Source organism: Pseudomonas sp. TE6283 (genome assembly GCF_054060555.1).
The window spans coordinates 39,870-56,989 of sequence record NZ_JBSSDH010000026.1 but is presented as its reverse complement, the minus strand read 5'-3'; the positions used below and the strand labels follow the sequence as shown (position 1 = coordinate 56,989).

Here is a 17,120-nt window from a genome sequence, read left to right as displayed (position 1 = left end):
CCCGGAGCGAAGCGCAGGGCCGGATGAATGGAGCGCCACGGCTTTGGTTACTTTGGCCACGACCAAAGTAACCCGCCGTAAGGGCGGAAAGGTGAATAAGCGTCAACATCGCAAATGAATGCGCATACAACGATCAAAACCACCCAACAACAACAACAACAACAACAACAACAACAACAACAACAACAACAACGCCAGGTCAGGCCTCAGGCCCCCGAGGCAACGCGTCGACCTGAGCCGTACTGGCCTCGACCGGCGGCGTCAACCGCAAAACCCGATCCCGTCCTCCTTCAGCCAGCAAATACCCCCCCTTGCCATCCGGAACAATAGCCTGAGGCGCCTTCAGATAGCTGAGAATCGTATGCCGAGCACCATCACCATCAATCCGCACCAACCGCGCCCGATGAGTGGAATCCTCGCTGATCCACAATCCACGCTGATCGCAAAGCAGGAACGTCGGGTTGCGCAGCCCGTCAACCACCACCGGATCAGCGCCTTCGGCATTGAACGCACGAATCTTGCCGGTAGCCTTCTCGGTATACAGCAACCGTCCATCGGTACAACGGGTCAGCCCTTCGGTCTCGGTCAACCCCGCACGCAGCACATCGACCTCACCGCTGCGCCAGTCGTATCGCATCAATCGGCCATCACCCTTGCGGTCCTCAATGGCATAAAGATGCTGACCATCGTTATACAACCCCTGCACATTGTTGCCCGAGAACAGCTGGCTGACCCTGCCATCGCGCGACAGGCTGACCGGAGCCCCGCCTACCTCCTGGCTGAACGCCCATCCACCCTCGACAGCAACCATACCGTCGGGCTTGGACAGGCCATCGAGCACCACCATCCGGTCGCCCTCGGCGGTGATGCGCATGATGCTGCCCTTGCCACCGTTGAGCTCGCGACTGACCAGCAAGCTGCCGTCGGCCTGGGGCAGCAACGAGGCGGCCCGGGTCACCGAATTGTGCAGCACCTGAACGTCCCAGCCCTCGGCGGCCTGCACCGGGTAGAAGGACTGCCAGCCGAAAAAACCCAGGGTACAGGCCAACAGCCCCCCGGTACCGGCCAGGGCGAGGCGAACAGCACGTTTGCGCAGGACAGGTATCATCGATTCAGCTCCGTGGAAGTGCTGGCGATGCTAGCAAGGCGATGTGAAAAAAATGTCATGGCCCTAAACCCTGGGAAACTTCCTACATCAGCGCCATGAGAATGCCTTCATGACATTCAGCAACTGGATACCGGGTATTCCAACATTTAATTTGTAGATGGCGCCGGCCCGCCCCTATGCTGTCGGTGCATCCCCTGCACGCACCGGCCGGTGTGGTCCAAGGCATGGGGAGAGAACAACAAGTCGAGACCGTTCATGTCGAAACCTTCCTACTTCGCCCCCCACGGTGGGCACCCGGCTCAGACCGAGCTGCTGACTGACCGTGCCATGTTCACCGAAGCCTATGCCGTCATCCCCAAGGGCGTGATGCGTGACATCGTCACCAGCCACCTGCCGTTCTGGGACAAGATGCGCATGTGGGTCATCGCCCGCCCGCTGACCGGTTTCGCTGAAACCTTCTCCCAGTACATCGTCGAAGTGGCCCCCGAAGGCGGCAGCGAGCGTCCTGAGCTGGACCCGAACGCCGAAGCGGTGCTGTTCGTGGTCGAGGGTGAAATCGACATCACCGTCGAAGGCAAGCACCACACCCTGGTGCCGGGCGGCTACGCGTTCCTGGCCCCGGGCGCCGACTGGAGCCTGCGCAACAACAGCAAGGCCAACGTCACCTTCCACTGGCTGCGCAAGCACTACCAGAAGGTCGAGGGCCTGCCGGTTCCCGAGTCGTTCGTCACCCACCGCGACAACGCCACCGTCATCGAGATGCCTGGCACCGAAGGCCGCTGGGTCACCACCCGCTTCGTCGACATGGCCGACATGCGCCACGACATGCACGTGAACATCGTGACCTTCCAGCCGGGCGGGGTGATTCCGTTCGCCGAGACCCATGTCATGGAACACGGCCTGTACGTGCTGGAAGGCAAGGCGGTGTACCGCCTGAACCAGGACTGGGTCGAGGTCGAGGCCGGCGACTTCATGTGGCTGCGCGCCTTCTGCCCGCAGGCCTGCTATTCCGGCGGCCCAGGCCCGTTCAGCTACCTGCTGTACAAGGATGTCAACCGTCACGTGCACCTGACGCTCAATCCGCAGCGTTGATGCAATGCAGGAGCGGGTACGCCCGCTCCTGCTGGCCTTGATCCATACTGATCGGACCTTCCCCCTTCGGCGTCCCCGCCATGACCCTCCTGCGCCCTCTGTTTGTCCTGCTGCTCCTGCTGCCGGGCACCTTGCCGTGGGCAGACGACTGGCAACTCGCCCACCAGGACGACGGCATCGATGTCTACCTGAGCAGCGTTGACGGTTCGGCCTACCAGCAGTTCCGCGGCATCACCCGGATCAAGGCCAGCCTGCGCACCCTCACCGACCTGCAGGAGAACCTGCGGGTGGCCTGTAAATGGCTGTACGCCTGCGCTGACATGCGCCTGCTGGAGGTGGACGGCGACACCACCTGGGTCTACCTCACCACCGCCCTGCCCTGGCCGGCCAAGCCCCGCGACATGGTGCTCAAGGTGCGCACCGAGCGCCTCGACGGCGACACCTTGGTCCGTCACCTGAGCGCCGAGCCCGGACGGGTGCCGGCTGCGCCCGGGCTGATCCGGGTGCGCCGGCTCAGCGGCGAATGGATCATGCGTCCGCTGGGCGAGCGCGAGACCGAGGTCACCTACCAGCTACGCGCCGACCCGGCCGGCGATGTGCCGGGCTGGCTGGCCAATCGCTTCGTGGTGGATGCGCCGATGGTTACCCTGAAGACCCTGCGCGCCGTGGCCGAACGCCAGCCGTGATGGCTAGCGACTGCGCAGCAGCAGGGACGCCAGTGCGCAACCGAGCAACGCCACGCACGACAGATAGAACGCATCCGAATAGGCCATCAGGTAAGCCTGCTCGCGCACGCTCTGGTCGATCAGCGCCAGGGTCTGCATGACCTGCGGCGACTGCGGATCGACCATGCCACCGGGTAGTCGTTGCTGCAGCGCGCCGTCGAACAGCGTCAGCCCTTCGCCCACCCGCACTGAATGAAAGCGCTCGCGCTGCGACACGAGTTGCGTCAGCAACGCCGTGCCCACCGCACCACCCAGGTTGCGCAGCATCGAGATCAGCGCCGAGGCCGAGCCGGCCTGGGCCTTGTCCAGGCCCTTCACTGCCAGCACCGACAACGCCACCATGATTAACGGCTGGCCGATGCCGCGCACCACGGTCGAAGGGATGATCACGTTGCTGCCCGAGTCCACCGTCAGCGTCGACCCCAGCCAACAGCCCAGGGCCATGATGGCGAAGCCGCTGGCCACCAGCAGCTTGGCATTGAGCCAGCGCATCAGCCGGGGCAGCAACGGCGCCAGCAGCAGCTGGACCATGCCGTAGGCGATCAGGCTCTTGCCGATCTCGCTGGCGCTGTAGCCCTGCACCAGCGACAGGTAGTTGGGCACCAGGAACACCAAGCCGAAAGTGGCCGCACCGAACACCGCCATGGCCAGGCTCGATACACCGAAGTTGTAGCTGCCCAGCAGGCGCAGGTTGATGAACGGCCGTGTGCCCCACAGTTGGCGCTGGATGAACAGCGCCAGGGCGATCATCGCGACGAGGCTGAAACCGACGATGAAGCGCGACTCGAACCAGTCCTTGCGCCCCCCCTCCTCCAGCACCACTTGCAACGCACCCAGCCCCAGCGCCATGGCGGCGATGCCCAGCCAGTCGGCCTGGCGCAAGGCACTGCGATCCCCGGCCTGGCCCTTGATCGACCAAGCCACCGCCGCCAGCAGGGCAATGCCCGGCGGCAACTGCAGCAGGAAGATCCAGCGCCAGGAGTACATGTCGGTGAGCCAGCCGCCGATCGACGGCCCGGCGGCCTGGGCCACGCTGTTGGACAGGCTGAACAGCGCCATGCCCAGCGCCAGGCGGCTGGCCGGCAGCTCGGTGATGATCAATTGCATCGACAGCGGGATCAGCACCGCACCGGAGGCGCCCTGGATCACCCGCAGGCTGATCATCGCCTCCAGGCTGCCGGCCATGGCGCAGCTCACCGAGCTGACCAGGAACACCGCCGAGCCCACCAGCATCACCCGGCGCAGGGAAAACACCTGCACCAGCCAGGCGGTCAGCGGGATCATGCTGATCTCGGCCACCAGGTAGGCGGTGGAGATCCACGAGCCCTCCTCGAAGCTGGCCCCCAGCGCGCCCTCGATCTCGGGCAGAGCGGCACTGGTGACGTGGACGTTCATGCCAGCCATGAAGCAGCCGAACAGGCCGCCGATTACCGCCACCCAGGCGCGCAGGGAGACTTTTTCTTCAGCGCTCATGGCGGGCCTGCCGGGTGTCGACGGTGGCGATCACCGACATGCCGGGCAGCAGACTTGGGCTGTCGTCACCCGCCGGGTCGAGGTGGATGCGGACTGGAAAGCGCTGGACGATCTTGGTGAAGTTGCCGGTGGCGTTGTCCGGCGGCAGCAGCGCGAACACCGCGCCGGAACCCGGGGAGACGCTGTCCACCGTGCCGCGCCAGTGCTGGCCGAAGGTGTCCACCTCGAGCGTCACCGGCTGGCCGGGACGCATCTGCGCCAGCTGGGTTTCCTTGAAGTTGGCCACCACGTACGCCTGTGCCACCGGCACCACCGCCAGCAGCGGCAGGCCGGGGGTGACGTACTGCTGCTGGCGTACCTTGCGCTGGCCGACCACGCCGTCGAACGGCGCGCGGATCTCGGTGTCGGCCAGGGCGCTGCGGGCCAGGTCAGCCTCGGCGCGGGCCTGGTCGAGGTCGGCCTGGCGTTGCAGCAGCTCAGCCTCCAGTTGCTTGCCCTGCTGCTCCAGCATCGCCTTGCGTGCATGCTGACGCGCCAGCTCGGCGTCGGCGGCGCGCTGCATGGCCTGGGCCTGGATACGAGTGGCGCGGGCCTGCTCCATGCGCTGCACGCTGGCCGCCTGCCATTGCGCCAGGTGCTGGTAGCGCTGCCAGTCGGCCTCGGCCCGCTGCGCCTCGCCGCGACTGCCACCACGCTCGGCGTCGGCACGGGCGATGGCGTGGGCCTGCTCGTCCTGCTCGGCAGCGAAGGCGCGCAGGCGCATGCGTTGCACCTGCAACGCCGCCTCGCTCACCGCCAGGTGCGCCTCGGCCTTGCGCAGGCGATCGCGAAAGTCACGTTCGTCCAGGCGCACCAGCAGGTCGCCGGTCTTGACCGCGGCGTTATCCGCCACCGCCACCTCAGCCACATAACCACTGACCCGAGCGCTGATCGGTGCCCAGTCGGCGCGCACGTAGGCGTCGTCGGTCTGCTCCAGGAAACGACCATCGAGCCACCAGTAGCCGCCATAGGCCGCCAACAGCAGCCCCACGCCCCCGGCCAGGCCGAGGCGCAGCAGGCGCTGGCGGCGCCGGGTCTGGGTTTGCTCGAGGGTGTGCTGGGGATCTGGGCTGACCGCCTGGTTCATGCTGGGCTCCATCCGATGGTGGGAGCGCCAGGGTACGGAAACTGTGATTGTCGTTCGCTCGCGAATCGGCAAGCAATCGTCGCAAAATGGACAGCAGATCAGTCCACGCTAATCCCGCGTGCGGAACCTGTAAGAGCGGCCTTGCAGACCGGTCCGACGGCTCGGCAAGGCCGCTCCTACAGGGGATTGCGTTGGCTGTGGGATGCTTTCAACCCTGCAGGAACGCCAGCACCAGCTTTGCAGCCATCGGCGGATCTTCCTGCATGAAGCAATGCCCGCCCGCCACCTGCTGCGCGCTCACCCGGGCATTGAGGCCCACCAGGCGCTGTACCGAGTGCGGCACGAACGGATAGGTCTGCTCGCCGTACAGGATCCGCGTCGGCGTCTGGATACGGCCCAGGTGCTGCCACATGCGTTCGGGGAACGAACTGAAGATCTCCACCTCGCGGCTGGGCCGGCACTTGAGCACCACGCCTTCGCCACAATCCCCGATGGCGTGCTCCACGTAGGCCTGCAAGGCGGCATCGGTCCAGCCCTTGAAGATCCCGCGCCCTTGCAGCGAGGCCTGCGCCGACTCACGGTCGGGCCAGTGGCTACGGCGGGTGGCGGCCTTGCGCGCCAGAGCATGGCGCCGGTGCAGGCCGACCATGGCGGCGGCGCCCATCACTCCGATCATGCGTCGGCTGAACAGCACCGGGTCGAGCAACACGGCGCGTTGGAACAACTGCGGCTCGCTGGCCAGGATCAGGCCAGTGAGCACGCCGCCGAAACTGTGGCCCAGGGCGTAACGTGGAACATCTCCATACTCGCCGCGCCCGGTCTCGAAGGCCTCTACCGCCAGCGCCGCGCTGCGATTCCAACCGCAAAACGCGCCGCCGTGGTCACTGTCGCCATGGCCTTGCACATCGCTCAACCACAGGTCGAAGTGTTCGCCCAGGCGCATGAGCATAGGTTGGTAAACCAGGCTGCAGAAACCGTTGCCATGCAGAAAGTGCAGCAGCGGCTTGCCGCTGGCGGGGGTTCGCCATCCACGCAGGGTAAAGCCTTCGGCGCATTCATGGGACCAGGGAATCAACTCCATCGACGGCACTCATCGGCTCTAGGAAAACGCCGATTCTACAAACAGCAGCGGATACAGTGAAATCACCAGCAGCACGGCCATCAGGACATTGAACAGCACCACCGCGCGCGGATTGCGCAGCAGGTTGCGCAAGGCGCTGCCGAACATCACCCAGATACCGACGCTCGGCAGGTTCACCAGGGCGAACACGGCGGCAATGACAATCACGTTGAACACGTAGCCCTGGGCCGGCGTATAGGTGGTGATCGCCCCGACCGCCATCACCCAGGCCTTCGGGTTGACCCATTGGAACGCAGCGGCGCCCCAGAACCCGAGCGGCTTGCGGCTGCCGGCACTGTCGCCGGACATCGGACCGGACGTGGCGATCTTCCAGGCCAGGTACAGCAGGTACGCCGCGCCTGCATAGCGCAGGATGCTGTACAGCGGCGGCCAGGCCTTGAACACTTCGCCCAGCCCGAGGCCCACCGCCAGCACCATCACCATGAAACCGACACTGATGCCCAGGGCGTGGGGAATGGTGCGGCGCACGCCGAAGTTGACCCCCGAGGCCAGCAGCATGGTGTTGTTCGGGCCGGGGGTGATGGAAGAGACGAAGGCGAACAGGACGAACGCACTGAGCAGGTCGAGCGAGGCAAGCATGGCGGCGGTTTCCGGCTTTTCTGATTATCGAAAGGCCACAGTAGCGGAGGGTTGGGGGAAATGACCGGTACAGTTACGCGAAATTGGGCAGATACAAATTTCTGTTCCATTCATATGCATGTTTGCTGACCGCTTCTACATCATCGGCGCGACAAATCATCCGCCACGCACCTGGCGGCCTCACTTCGTTTTCCCTGACACTACCGATCACCTTTGTACCCAACCGATCACAAGGAAGCCCACCATGCCCGTGACCATCCGCCCCGCAGTTCGGGGCGACGCCGCCCAGATCCTGGCCTTCATCACCGAACTGGCCGACTACGAGCGCGCCCGCCACGAAGTGGTGGCGACCCTCGCCGACATCGAGCACAGCCTGTTCGACGCGAGCAGCACGGTGCGCAGCCTGGTCTGCGAGCGCGACGGCCAGGCCATCGGTTTCGCCGTCTACTTCTACAGTTACTCCACCTGGCTGGGGCGCAACGGCATCTACCTCGAGGATCTCTACGTCACGCCCCAGCAGCGCGGCGACGGTGCCGGGCGCAAGCTGCTGCGGCATATCGCCCGCGAGGCGGTGGAGAATGGCTGCGGTCGCCTGGAATGGAGCGTGCTGGACTGGAACGAGCCGGCCATCGGTTTCTACCGCTCGCTGGGCGCCGAGCCGCAGGACGAGTGGATCCGCTACCGCCTCGACGGCGAGCGCCTGCGTCAGTTCGCCGAAGGCTGAGGCGCCTCGCCCCAGAACGACGCCTGCGCCAATACCGGCACCTCGACGCGGCTGCGCTGGCCGCCGCGCTCGATCACCAGGCCGCGGCCTTCGATGGCCACCAGGCGCACGCCGCGGGCCAGTTCCTCGCCACTGCGCACGGCACGCGCCGGGCCGCCGTCGATGCTGACGATGGCCACCGCGCCCTGGCTGCCGGCCATCACCCCACTGACCTGGATCTGCGCCTGCAACGGCAGGTCGGCGAACCAACGCCCGGCCGGTGTTTCGCTCAGGGCCAGGGCGTCGACGGGTTGCGGCGCGGCCACGCCCGGCGAAGGCTGTAGCAACAGACTGGTCCAGGTCGTCAGGCCGCCGATCAGGGCCAGCAACCCCGAGCCCTGCAACAACAGGCCGGGGGACAGATTTGGACGGGCAATACGCATGGTCACGCACTCCTGGTGTGCCTGCGCCCGAGCATACCGACCTATTCTCACGGTTTTGTTTCACACGGCGATCATCTTGCTCGGGCAAGCTGCCTGGCAGGACAAGGAGCGCCCCGTGAACGGACAACGTGGTTTCACCCTGATCGAACTGATGGTGGTGCTGGTGATCGTCGGTATCGCCAGCGCCACCATCAGCCTGAACATCCGCCCCGACCCGGGCAAGCACCTGCGCGCCGACGCCGAGCGCCTGGCACGCCTGCTGGAGCTGGCGCAGAGCGAGGTCCAGGCCGACGGCCAGCCGCTGCGCTGGCACAGCGACCGCGGCGGCTACCGCTTCATCCGCGCCGACGGCCAAGTGCTCGCTGACGGCCCACTCAAGCCGCGCAGCTGGCAGGCCGAGGCGGTCAAGGTGCAAAGCGAGCCCCGCGGCGCGGTATGGCTCGATGGCGAGTGGATCGGCACGCCACTGACCCTGCGCCTGCGCAGCGGCGCGGTGCGGGTGGAGCTGGCGCGCAACGCCGCCGGCCAGGTGCGGATCAGCCAGCCATGAACCGGCAGGCGGGCTTCACCCTGGTCGAAGTGATGATCGCCATCCTGCTGATGGCGGTGGTCAGCCTGGTCGCCTGGCGCGGGCTGGACAGCGTCAGCCGCGCCGACCGGCATGTGCGTGAGGCCAGCGAAGACCAACAGGCGATCCTGCGGGTGTTCCAGCAACTGGAACGCGACCTGGCCCTGCGCGCCACCGTCGAACTGGTCGAGCCGGCCCTGCCCGGCCGCGAACCGCCCGGCAAACCATTGTTGCCAGCAGTACGCGCCCGTGCCGACCGGCTTGAGCTGGTGCGCTCAGGCGCCGCCTCTGGCAGCGGTCTGCAACGGGTGCGCTGGTACGTGCGTGGCGGCACCTTGTATCGCGCCGCCGCGCCGCTGCGCGAGCGCTTTGCGCTGCCCGCGCCCAAGGCCGCGGTGGCGGTGCTGGATAACGTAAGCGCCTTCGACCTGCGCAGTTGGCAGGCCAAGGGCGGCTGGCGCGCACCGGCCAGCGAGGCCGACGACAACCCCATCGGCCTCGAGGTGCGGCTTACCCGCCGCGGTCCTCAGGGCGAGGAGCGTTACCGCCAGGTATTGGGGCCGTTCAACTGACCAGCACCACGCCGCCCGGCAGCTCCAGACAGCGCGCACCATAGGCGACACGGATCAGTTCGGCGGCCTGGCGCAACTGGTCGAAACTGAACCGCGCCTGCACCCGTCGGCGCCCCAGCGTGGGGTTGAGCAACACCAGGCGACCAGGACGGTAGCGGTTGATCTCATCGATCACCCGGGCCAATGGCGCATCGCGAAATACCAGCATGCGCTCGCGCCAAGCCATCACCTGGCCCGGGTCGAACGGTTCGGGCGCACCGATGCCTTGGGCGCCATAGCGCAACTGACGGCCCGCCGGCAGCGCCTCGACCCGCCCCTGGACGGCCACGCGCAACTCGCCCCCCAGGCAAGCCACACAGACTCCTTCATCGTCCTCACGCACGTTGAACCGGGCCTGCTCGGTGCTGATCACCCCATCCTGCGCCCGCACCTGCAAGGGCTGGCCGGCCTGTACCTCGATTTCGCCGGCCAGCAGTGCGATACCCTCAGGTTCGCGGCTGACCCGGGTACGCACGTTCAGCTCAAGCGCGATACTCGGCGCCAGCTCCACCCGTTGTTGCTCGCCGACCTCGGTGGCAAACGCCGGTGCTGGCGCCATGGCCGCCTCGAGCAGGCCGCCGCGCCAGACCACCAGTGCCACCGATGCCGCCAGCGCGCCGCCCAGCAACGCCCGGCGACCGAGCAACGGCGCACCGTGCCCCGCCTGCCGTGCCGCAGGGCCGAGCAAATGCCAGAGCTGGCGTGCTTGGGCGAACGCCTCGGCATGCGCCGGGCTGCGCGCGCACCACTGGCGCAGGGCCCGGGCATCGGCCTGGGTGGCCTGGCCGGACGTCAGCCGCAACAGCCAGTCCTGGGCCTGGCGCTGCAAGTCGGGATCGGGCGGAATCTGGGACATGGGGCTCACATGAAGAGGTCGACTATCGTTCAAGACGGTTTTCCCGCGCCGGGACCGAACCGCTGAAACACTTTTCTGTCCAGGCGCATCGCGCAATGCCCCAGCGCCGCCTTGAGTTCCTTTTCCACCGTGCGCGTGGAGATGCCGAAGCGCTGGGAGATTTCCAGGTGCGAGGCCTCCTCCAGGCGGGCGGCGATGAAGATCCGCCGGCGCCGGGCCGGCAGTTCGTAGAGGGCGCCCAGCAGGTTCTGGATCTCGCGCTGGCCGCCGACGATGCGCGCCGGGTCCTGGTCCTCGGCCACCTGCAGCAACGCCTCGATCTCGGCACCGGTGAGCAGCCGGGCGTCGGCCTCGCGGCGGTCGGCAGCGACGTTAAGGGCCATGCGGTACAGGTAGGCGCCAGGGCGTTGCAGGTCGTGCGTCGCGTCCATGCGATCAACCCGCAGGTAGGTTTCCTGCAGCACGTCGTTGGCCAGGTCATCAGAACCGAGTCGACGCCTCAGGCGTACCCTGAAGGCGTCGTAGGAGGTCAGAAACAGCTTGACCAGCGCACTGTCCCGAGGTTTGTTCATGCCGCCGCAGCTCCTTGCGAAAGTGGGCAATCCATAGGTTCCGGACGCAGCAGCAGGGTCAGCGGCTGCGCCAGGGATGTCGGCGGCGCCTGTTCCAGGCGCACCGTGCGCAGGCGCTCGACGAGCGCTGCGTCGCGGGTGAAATCGCCGGTCGAGGCCAGCAGGCGGCTCTGCACCACCTGGCCGTTGGCGTCGATCCACACCTGCAAGGCCGCCCGGTAAGCGCCCGGCCGGGTCAGTAGCGAGGCGCACAGGGCGCGTTCGACCGCGTGTTGCAGCGCCAGCGCATAACTGCCCGGTGACGAGCCACCGGCGCGACCGCGCGCGGGTGTGCCGCGCAGGCGCAACGGTTGCAGGGTGAAGCCGCCGTCGCTGTAGCTCGCCTGCAGACCGGTGCCCTGCAGCAGTCGCTGCAGGCCTTCGCGCGCCGGATAACGGCCCACGACCGGGCTGGAGCGCTGACCGGCGAGCAAGGCCTGGTCGACCAGCACGGCCAGGCCACTCTGTTGGCCGAAGCTGTCCAGCGCCCGGTCCAGCGCCTGCGCCGGGATATCCAGGGTCAGCAACGGCTGGCCGCGCAGACCGGGAGCCGCCAGCAACCCGGCCAGCATCAGCACGCCGGCCACGAGCAATGCACGCACAGCTGTCCGGGCCTCCTTGCTGGCCGCCGTCGCCGGGGAAACGTCATCCTGGGGCCTGTGTATGACGCTGTGGTGACAGCCAGCGGCAACCAAAGCTTCACCCCGATGGCGGCCTGCAGGGACTAGACTGCGCCGAGGAACGATTGCCCGGAGACCCGCCATGGCCCGCCTGCCCCTGACCATCCTGCCCCTGCTGTTGGCCTGTGCCCTGCCGGCGTACGCCGAACAGTCCAAGGACGGCCAGGGCTGTATCGACGTGCAGGTCGGCCAATCACGGGCACTGGCTTATGACTGCCTGACCCGGCAGTTGCAAGGCACTGACCCGCGCGCCGCCAAGGGGCTGCGCGAGCAGCTGGATCCGGCACGGCAGATGCAGCGCAGGGCGCCGAACCAGATGGGGCTGGCGACGCCGGCGGCGACCTCGACGCGCATGGGTAACAGTTTTGGCAATTCCGTGGTGCCACAGCGGCCTTGAGGGGGTTGGCGGAGTCTGCTGGGTTTCTGGCGATAGAGTTGTAGCGCCTACAAGATCGAGCGCCGCCCGCGCGACGCAAGGCCGCTCCTGCATCTGTTTCGGGCCAATCAATCCTGTACCAATGCCTGGTCCGGCTTGTTGGCCCGACGAAATTACAGCATGGGCACCACTACCCCTCCCTGCGCAACAGATAGGTATCCATGATCCACCCCTTGCGCCGCCGCGCCTCCTCGCGCAACTGGATGATGCGTGCCTTCACCGCCAGCAACGGCCCGCTGACCAGCAACTCGTCCGGCGTGCCCAGGTAGGCGCCCCAATAGATCACCAATTGCGGGTCGTCCAGGTCGGCAAAGGCGCACTGGCCGTCGAGCATCACCAGCACGTTGTCGATCCGCGCCTGTTCGCCCAGGCGTCGCCCCGGCAACACGGTCAGCGGCTCGCCGATGCGGTTGAGGGGGATCTGGTGGCGGGCGGCCAGGGCCTGGATGCTGCTGATGCCGGGAATCACCTGCAAGGCCAGCGCCACGCCTCGCTCGCGCACCAGGTCGAGGATGCGCAGGGTGCTGTCGTACAACCCGGGCTCGCCCCACAGCAGGAAGGCGCCGGTGTCGGCGGCGCCCAGTTCATCCTCGATCAGGCGGGCGTACAACGCGGCGCGCTGGACGTGCCAGTCCTGCACGGCACCGACATAGTCCGGCGCCTGACCGTCCCGACGGGGGTCCTCGACCTGCACCAGGCGGTAGCCGCCCTCGGGCCGGTAGCGCTCGATAATGGCCCGGCGCAGGCGCACCAGTTCGTCCTTGTCAGCCCCCTTGTCGAGGACGAAGAACACCGTGGCGCTGCGCAGGGCCTCCACCGCCTCATAGGTGACCTGGCGCGGATCGCCCGGCCCGATGCCGATCAGTAGAAGCTGTTTCATCGCCTGCCCTGCCTGGTTGCCAGTGGTCATTGTCGACCGACCACCGGCCCTTTGGCAAAGCGGCTCAGAAGATCGAGAAGTTGTAGCTGACGATGACCCGGGTCTCGTCCATGTCGCGCGCCCATTTCTCGTAGTTGCTGCGGTAGGTGGAGTTGCGCAGGCGCACGCTGACGTCCTTGAAGGTGCCGGACTGCACCTGGTACTTCAGCTCGCTGTCGCGTTCCCATTCCTTGCCTTCGGCATTGCTGCCGGGAACCTTGACGTTGTCGCCGTTGATATAGCGGGTGAAGAAGGTCAGGCCGGGCACGCCCAGGGCCTTGAAGTCGTAGTCGTAGCGCACCTGCCAGGAGCGTTCCTGGGCGGCGGCGAAGTCGTTGACCTGGGCGTAGTTGACCAGGTACGGGTTGCTGCCGTCGAGGTACGGCATGGCGCTGTCGCCGTACATGCGCTGCCAGCCGGCGCTGAGCTTGTGGCCACCGAGGCTGTAGCCGAGCATGCCGCTGAAGGCGCGGTGGTCGATGTGCCCGGCGCGGGCGTTGCCGATGTCGTCGCTCTTGATCAGGCGCAGGTCGGCCGACAGCGTGCCGACCTCCAGTGGCTGGCTGGCGACCAGGCCGAGGAAGTGCTGGCGGTAGATGTTCTCAAGCTTGGAAACCTGGTACTGGGCGCTGACACGCTCGTTGACGCGGTAGTCGACACCGGCCAGGTCGAAGTGGTCGGCCTCGATGTCACAGGCATAGCGCTTGTTCTTGCAGTGCACGCGGATATCCTGGCGGTCGGTGGAGTCCCGCGCGGTGTACTGGTTCAGGCGCGCCAGGGTGAACTTGAGGTCGCGCACCTCCTCTGAGGTCAGCCAGGCACCGTGGAACATGGTCGGCAGCAGGCGGCCGTCGTTGTACTTGAGCAACGGCACGTCCGGCATCATCGATCCGTACTTGAGCACGGTATTGGACACTTTCACCTTGCCGGCGACACCCATCTTGGCGTACTGGTCGGCAGAGTGGCGCGGGTCGTGACCGGAAGACGGCAACAGGCCGCTGTTGCTGTCGGCGGGGCTGGAGTCGAGTTTGAAACCGACCATGCCCAAGGCATCCACCCCGAAGCCGACCGGCCCCTGGGTATAACCGGACTGGACATTCAGAATAAACCCCTGCGCCCATTCTTCGCGTTTCGACGCACCCTGTTTGGAACTGCTGTGGCCATCACGGAAGTCCCGGTTGAAATAGACATTGCGTGCTTCGACCTTGGCACTGCTGTCTTCAAGAAAACCGGCGGCCTGGGCGTTGACACCGGCACACAGGAAGAACAGGCCGGCAACTCGGCGCCCGGGGGCGAGGGGGAAAGGGGCAAACATGCGAGGGAACATCCAAAAGAAGGGCGAAAAACCATCCGGGCAGTCATCTGCACCGGCACTACGCGATGAACGAATACATGTCGACCATCATCCATAATTTTCCGCCAAAGGCTCTAGCCTGCGCCATGGGACCATGGTCTAACGCCTCTGCCAGGGTGGTTTCGAATAGCGCGTAAAAAACCGGCAAAGTTCCCGGCTAATTGATTGAAAGTTTGCTGTTTACCCACTCGCAAGCGACTACTACACTCTCGCTTAGCGAACAGCTTTACCCATCCACGTGGCCGGCGTTCAGTCTGTTTTCATGTTCGTCACGTCCCGCCACGGCAGACTTACAGGAGTGATGACAGTGTCCAGACTTGCAGAGTTTCGTGCTGCCGAAAAAGCGCTCAAGGAACAGATGGCACAACTGGAAGCGCTGAAAAAGGATGCCGGCCTTAAACGCGAAATCGAATTCGAGCAGAAACTAGTCGGCCTGATGAAAAGCTATGACAAGAACCTGCGCGACATCATCGCCATCCTCGATCCGAAGGCCGCGAGCCGCGCCCCGGCGCCGATCAAGCAGCAGCGTCGGCCACGGGTGGTGAAGGTCTACCAGAACCCGCATACCGGCGAGCGGATCGAGACCAAGGGCGGCAACCATCGGGGGCTGAAAGCCTGGAAGGAACAGTACGGGGCGCAGACGGTGGAAAGTTGGGTGCGGTGATGAAACCTCGACACCTGCTTCACACTTTTTTCACATGCGCAGGCCCAGTATCGAACCAGCTAAAGGACTAGCGACCCCATCACGCGCCCGCACATGCGGGCCTCTAATTCCAGCGCCCCGCACCCGTGCGGGGCGCTTTCATTTGCGCTGGCGATGGACTTCCGTATCATGGTCCGCCTGTTTTAGGCCCTGATCCAGGAGTACCCATGAGCCTGCACGATCTGCAAACCCTGCCCGGCGTCACCGCCCAGCCGGACACCGCCACCGCCCACTTCGTGTTCAACCACACCATGCTGCGGGTCAAGGACATCGAGAAGTCCCTGGACTTCTACACCCGCGTGCTGGGTTTCAGCCTGGTTGACAAGCGTGACTTCCCGGAAGCGGCTTTCAGCCTGTACTTCCTGGCCCTGGTTGACCAGAAAGCCATCCCGGCCGATGACGCCGAACGCCACCAGTGGATGAAGTCGATCCCCGGCGTGCTCGAGCTGACCCACAACCACGGCACCGAAAACGACCCTGAGTTCGCCTACCACGATGGCAACACCGACCCACGCGGCTTCGGGCACATCTGCATCTCGGTACCCGACGTGGTCGCCGCGTGCGCCCGCTTCGAAGCCCTGGACGTGCCGTTCCAGAAGCGCCTGAGCGATGGCCGCATGAAGCACCTGGCTTTCGTCAAGGACCCGGACGGCTACTGGGTCGAGATCATTCAGCCGACCGAACTCAAGGCCTGATCGTCGGTCGCGCTCGTCGGGCCGGGAACTCCCGGCCCCTCGCTGTGGTATCTAGAAGGAGCGCCTGTTCCCAGCCACAGCGAGGTAAGGACGATGCAAACCCTTCACTGTGAATACCGCGACCACACCATCACCGCCAGCGTGATGCCTCACCCCGACTCGCCCCTGCCCTATGCGGCCGGTTGCGTGATCACCGATCCTGCGGGCCACTGCAGCCGGCGAATCTCGATGCCGATGAAGTTCTTCGCCGACCTGGAAAATGCCCAGCATGTGTCCCTGGCCCATGGCAGGGCGCTGGTTGACCAGCAGTTGGACGAGACTGGCCGGAAAGTGTTCTGAATCCTGTGACCTGCCCCGGCCGTATCGCCGGTACGCCGGCGATACGGCGCGTTAACGGCGCCCTGTAACAGGGACGTCTGGCGTCAACTTTCCCGTGCAAACGCCACGGCGGCTTGCATTTGCTCCGGTGTCGGCCGCACCCCGGTATACAGCACGAACTGCTCCAGCGCCTGCAAGGCGATGACATCGAGCCCGGTGATCACTGGCGTGCCAAGCGCCTCGGCGGCGCGGATCAGCGGGGTACGCGCAGGCATGGCTACCACGTCGAACACCCGCTGCGCCGCCTCGATGGCGGCTTCGGCAAACGCCAGTCGCTCGGCATCCGGCCCTCCGGCCATGCCGATCGGTGTGACATTGACCAGCATCGGCGGACACCGGTCGCCCAGCTCCGGCAGCCATCGATACCCGCAGACATCCGCCAATTGCCGCCCGGCCTGCTCGTTGCGGGCAACGATAGTGCCGTCACGGAATCCTGCATCCCGCAACGCACTGGCCACTGCCTTGGCCATGCCGCCACTGCCACGCAGGGCGAACGCGGTGGATGGATCGACCTGGTGTCGGGCCAGCAGTTGGCGCACCGCCAGGTAGTCGGTGTTGTAGGCCTTCAGATGGCCGTCGGTGTTGACCAGCGTGTTCGCCGAGGCGATGGCCGCGGCGGACGGATCGACCTCGTCCACCAGCGCCAGGCAAGCCTCCTTGTACGGCATCGACACGCCGCAGCCACGGATGCCCAGTGCACGGATGCCGGCAACGGCAGCAGGCAGGTCTTGGGTGGTCATGGCCTTGTAGTAGTAATCCAGCCCGAGCTGGCGGTAGAGATGGTTGTGAAAGCGCACGCCGAACGTCCCGGGGCGCCCGGCCAGGGAGATGCACAGCACCGTGTCCCGGCTCGGTGAATGGCTCATCGCGGATCCTCTGTCATGGCTGAAACGATTGCGCCAGCGTAGCAGACCCTGCC

At 65.9% G+C, this 17,120-nt stretch carries 21 protein-coding genes; 9 read left to right on the top strand and 12 right to left on the bottom strand.

The genetic code is table 11. The annotated features are described in order from the left end of the window. Positions 1-199: 199 nt before the first annotated feature. A complete protein-coding gene (locus tag ACVWZ5_RS23805) occupies positions 200-1,108 on the bottom strand; it encodes an NHL repeat-containing protein (protein WP_186597454.1) in 909 nt (302 codons plus the stop codon). A gap of 255 nt (positions 1,109-1,363) precedes the next feature. Between ACVWZ5_RS23805 and ACVWZ5_RS23800 the strand changes: the two genes are divergently transcribed. After that, on the top strand, positions 1,364-2,200 hold the full coding sequence (locus ACVWZ5_RS23800; protein WP_028692239.1) for a bifunctional allantoicase/(S)-ureidoglycine aminohydrolase: 837 nt from the start codon (positions 1,364-1,366) through the stop codon (positions 2,198-2,200). 80 nt (positions 2,201-2,280) lie between these two features. Beyond that, a complete protein-coding gene (locus tag ACVWZ5_RS23795) occupies positions 2,281-2,886 on the top strand; it encodes an START domain-containing protein (protein ID WP_062573958.1) in 606 nt (201 codons plus the stop codon). Positions 2,887-2,889: 3 nt separating this feature from the next. Here ACVWZ5_RS23795 and ACVWZ5_RS23790 read toward each other — a convergent pair whose 3' ends face one another. From ACVWZ5_RS23790 to ACVWZ5_RS23775, 4 genes are all read right to left on the bottom strand, one after another. Continuing rightward, on the bottom strand, positions 2,890-4,398 hold the full coding sequence (locus ACVWZ5_RS23790; RefSeq protein WP_186600663.1) for an MDR family MFS transporter: 1,509 nt from the start codon (positions 4,396-4,398) through the stop codon (positions 2,890-2,892). Next, a complete protein-coding gene (locus ACVWZ5_RS23785; RefSeq protein ID WP_062573956.1) occupies positions 4,388-5,524 on the bottom strand; it encodes an HlyD family secretion protein in 1,137 nt (378 codons plus the stop codon). Before ACVWZ5_RS23785 ends, ACVWZ5_RS23790 begins: the two co-directional genes overlap by 11 nt. A 208-nt stretch (positions 5,525-5,732) precedes the next feature. Beyond that, positions 5,733-6,605 carry an alpha/beta fold hydrolase gene (locus ACVWZ5_RS23780; RefSeq protein WP_062573955.1) on the bottom strand — a complete coding sequence of 291 codons (873 nt, stop codon included), beginning with the start codon at positions 6,603-6,605 and terminating at the stop codon, positions 5,733-5,735. 18 nt (positions 6,606-6,623) lie between these two features. Continuing rightward, on the bottom strand, positions 6,624-7,244 hold the full coding sequence (locus ACVWZ5_RS23775) for a LysE family translocator (RefSeq protein ID WP_084942869.1): 621 nt from the start codon (positions 7,242-7,244) through the stop codon (positions 6,624-6,626). Between the two features lie 244 nt (positions 7,245-7,488). Here ACVWZ5_RS23775 and ACVWZ5_RS23770 point away from each other — a divergent pair, with 244 nt between their 5' ends. After that, complete coding sequence (locus tag ACVWZ5_RS23770) at positions 7,489-7,968, top strand: GNAT family N-acetyltransferase (RefSeq protein WP_028692233.1); 480 nt, start codon at positions 7,489-7,491, stop codon at positions 7,966-7,968. On the opposite strand, the gene ACVWZ5_RS23765 is transcribed toward ACVWZ5_RS23770, so the two are convergent. Further along, a complete protein-coding gene (locus ACVWZ5_RS23765; protein WP_096050200.1) occupies positions 7,950-8,390 on the bottom strand; it encodes a general secretion pathway protein GspC in 441 nt (146 codons plus the stop codon). The genes ACVWZ5_RS23770 and ACVWZ5_RS23765 overlap by 19 nt on opposite strands. Before the next feature lie 115 nt (positions 8,391-8,505). Between ACVWZ5_RS23765 and ACVWZ5_RS23760 the strand changes: the two genes are divergently transcribed. Both ACVWZ5_RS23760 and ACVWZ5_RS23755 read left to right on the top strand, forming a co-directional pair. Beyond that, the gene (locus ACVWZ5_RS23760; RefSeq protein ID WP_081100285.1) at positions 8,506-8,940 is read left to right on the top strand and encodes a GspH/FimT family pseudopilin; all 435 of its coding nucleotides are present in this window, start codon (positions 8,506-8,508) and stop codon (positions 8,938-8,940) included. Further along, entirely contained in the window at positions 8,937-9,530 is a 594-nt protein-coding gene (locus ACVWZ5_RS23755) for a type II secretion system protein GspJ (protein ID WP_062573952.1), read from the top strand. Before ACVWZ5_RS23760 ends, ACVWZ5_RS23755 begins: the two co-directional genes overlap by 4 nt. Here ACVWZ5_RS23755 and ACVWZ5_RS23750 read toward each other — a convergent pair. From ACVWZ5_RS23750 to ACVWZ5_RS23740, 3 genes are read right to left on the bottom strand one after another with little or no spacing between them, the layout of a single operon-like run. Beyond that, a complete protein-coding gene (locus ACVWZ5_RS23750; protein ID WP_336198047.1) occupies positions 9,523-10,425 on the bottom strand; it encodes a FecR family protein in 903 nt (300 codons plus the stop codon). The genes ACVWZ5_RS23755 and ACVWZ5_RS23750 overlap by 8 nt on opposite strands. A 29-nt stretch (positions 10,426-10,454) precedes the next feature. Continuing rightward, entirely contained in the window at positions 10,455-10,997 is a 543-nt protein-coding gene (locus ACVWZ5_RS23745; RefSeq protein ID WP_028692228.1) for an RNA polymerase sigma factor, read from the bottom strand. Further along, positions 10,994-11,638 carry a secretin and TonB N-terminal domain-containing protein gene (locus tag ACVWZ5_RS23740; RefSeq protein ID WP_457340901.1) on the bottom strand — a complete coding sequence of 215 codons (645 nt, stop codon included), beginning with the start codon at positions 11,636-11,638 and terminating at the stop codon, positions 10,994-10,996. Before ACVWZ5_RS23740 ends, ACVWZ5_RS23745 begins: the two co-directional genes overlap by 4 nt. Before the next feature lie 160 nt (positions 11,639-11,798). On the opposite strand from ACVWZ5_RS23740, the gene ACVWZ5_RS23735 reads away from it, so the two are divergent. Continuing rightward, complete coding sequence (locus ACVWZ5_RS23735; protein ID WP_186600665.1) at positions 11,799-12,113, top strand: hypothetical protein; 315 nt, start codon at positions 11,799-11,801, stop codon at positions 12,111-12,113. A 169-nt stretch (positions 12,114-12,282) separates the two neighbouring features. On the opposite strand, the gene cobF is transcribed toward ACVWZ5_RS23735, so the two are convergent. Next, the gene (gene cobF, locus ACVWZ5_RS23730) at positions 12,283-13,032 is read right to left on the bottom strand and encodes a precorrin-6A synthase (deacetylating) (RefSeq protein ID WP_062573949.1); all 750 of its coding nucleotides are present in this window, start codon (positions 13,030-13,032) and stop codon (positions 12,283-12,285) included. 64 nt (positions 13,033-13,096) lie between these two features. Beyond that, the gene (locus ACVWZ5_RS23725; RefSeq protein WP_084942878.1) at positions 13,097-14,386 is read right to left on the bottom strand and encodes an OprD family porin; all 1,290 of its coding nucleotides are present in this window, start codon (positions 14,384-14,386) and stop codon (positions 13,097-13,099) included. 346 nt (positions 14,387-14,732) lie between these two features. Here ACVWZ5_RS23725 and ACVWZ5_RS23720 point away from each other — a divergent pair, with 346 nt between their 5' ends. From ACVWZ5_RS23720 to ACVWZ5_RS23710, 3 genes are all read left to right on the top strand, one after another. Next, complete coding sequence (locus ACVWZ5_RS23720; protein ID WP_028692223.1) at positions 14,733-15,089, top strand: histone-like nucleoid-structuring protein, MvaT/MvaU family; 357 nt, start codon at positions 14,733-14,735, stop codon at positions 15,087-15,089. A 206-nt stretch (positions 15,090-15,295) separates the two neighbouring features. Next, a complete protein-coding gene (gene gloA, locus ACVWZ5_RS23715; RefSeq protein WP_028692222.1) occupies positions 15,296-15,823 on the top strand; it encodes a lactoylglutathione lyase in 528 nt (175 codons plus the stop codon). Positions 15,824-15,916: 93 nt separating this feature from the next. Then, positions 15,917-16,162, top strand: coding sequence for a hypothetical protein (locus ACVWZ5_RS23710; RefSeq protein ID WP_028692221.1), 246 nt, complete (start codon positions 15,917-15,919; stop codon positions 16,160-16,162). A gap of 83 nt (positions 16,163-16,245) precedes the next feature. On the opposite strand, the gene ACVWZ5_RS23705 is transcribed toward ACVWZ5_RS23710, so the two are convergent. Next, positions 16,246-17,067 carry a shikimate 5-dehydrogenase gene (locus tag ACVWZ5_RS23705; protein WP_062363390.1) on the bottom strand — a complete coding sequence of 274 codons (822 nt, stop codon included), beginning with the start codon at positions 17,065-17,067 and terminating at the stop codon, positions 16,246-16,248. Between the last annotated feature and the right edge of the window lie 53 nt (positions 17,068-17,120).

Bases quoted from the DNA above. Each gene is read 5' to 3' on its own strand.
- ACVWZ5_RS23750 (WP_336198047.1), bottom strand. From the start codon at position 10,425: ATGTCCCAGATTCCGCCCGATCCCGACTTGCAGCGCCAGGCCCAGGAC.
- gloA (WP_028692222.1), top strand. From the start codon at position 15,296: ATGAGCCTGCACGATCTGCAAACCCTGCCCGGCGTCACCGCCCAGCCG.
- ACVWZ5_RS23705 (WP_062363390.1), bottom strand. From the start codon at position 17,067: ATGAGCCATTCACCGAGCCGGGACACGGTGCTGTGCATCTCCCTGGCC.
- ACVWZ5_RS23800 (WP_028692239.1), top strand. From the start codon at position 1,364: ATGTCGAAACCTTCCTACTTCGCCCCCCACGGTGGGCACCCGGCTCAG.
- ACVWZ5_RS23770 (WP_028692233.1), top strand. From the start codon at position 7,489: ATGCCCGTGACCATCCGCCCCGCAGTTCGGGGCGACGCCGCCCAGATC.
- cobF (WP_062573949.1), bottom strand. From the start codon at position 13,032: ATGAAACAGCTTCTACTGATCGGCATCGGGCCGGGCGATCCGCGCCAG.
- ACVWZ5_RS23790 (WP_186600663.1), bottom strand. From the start codon at position 4,398: ATGAGCGCTGAAGAAAAAGTCTCCCTGCGCGCCTGGGTGGCGGTAATC.
- ACVWZ5_RS23735 (WP_186600665.1), top strand. From the start codon at position 11,799: ATGGCCCGCCTGCCCCTGACCATCCTGCCCCTGCTGTTGGCCTGTGCC.
- ACVWZ5_RS23755 (WP_062573952.1), top strand. From the start codon at position 8,937: ATGAACCGGCAGGCGGGCTTCACCCTGGTCGAAGTGATGATCGCCATC.
- ACVWZ5_RS23805 (WP_186597454.1), bottom strand. From the start codon at position 1,108: ATGATACCTGTCCTGCGCAAACGTGCTGTTCGCCTCGCCCTGGCCGGT.
- ACVWZ5_RS23725 (WP_084942878.1), bottom strand. From the start codon at position 14,386: ATGTTTGCCCCTTTCCCCCTCGCCCCCGGGCGCCGAGTTGCCGGCCTG.
- ACVWZ5_RS23765 (WP_096050200.1), bottom strand. From the start codon at position 8,390: ATGCGTATTGCCCGTCCAAATCTGTCCCCCGGCCTGTTGTTGCAGGGC.
- ACVWZ5_RS23795 (WP_062573958.1), top strand. From the start codon at position 2,281: ATGACCCTCCTGCGCCCTCTGTTTGTCCTGCTGCTCCTGCTGCCGGGC.
- ACVWZ5_RS23745 (WP_028692228.1), bottom strand. From the start codon at position 10,997: ATGAACAAACCTCGGGACAGTGCGCTGGTCAAGCTGTTTCTGACCTCC.
- ACVWZ5_RS23775 (WP_084942869.1), bottom strand. From the start codon at position 7,244: ATGCTTGCCTCGCTCGACCTGCTCAGTGCGTTCGTCCTGTTCGCCTTC.
- ACVWZ5_RS23785 (WP_062573956.1), bottom strand. From the start codon at position 5,524: ATGAACCAGGCGGTCAGCCCAGATCCCCAGCACACCCTCGAGCAAACC.
- ACVWZ5_RS23780 (WP_062573955.1), bottom strand. From the start codon at position 6,605: ATGGAGTTGATTCCCTGGTCCCATGAATGCGCCGAAGGCTTTACCCTG.
- ACVWZ5_RS23710 (WP_028692221.1), top strand. From the start codon at position 15,917: ATGCAAACCCTTCACTGTGAATACCGCGACCACACCATCACCGCCAGC.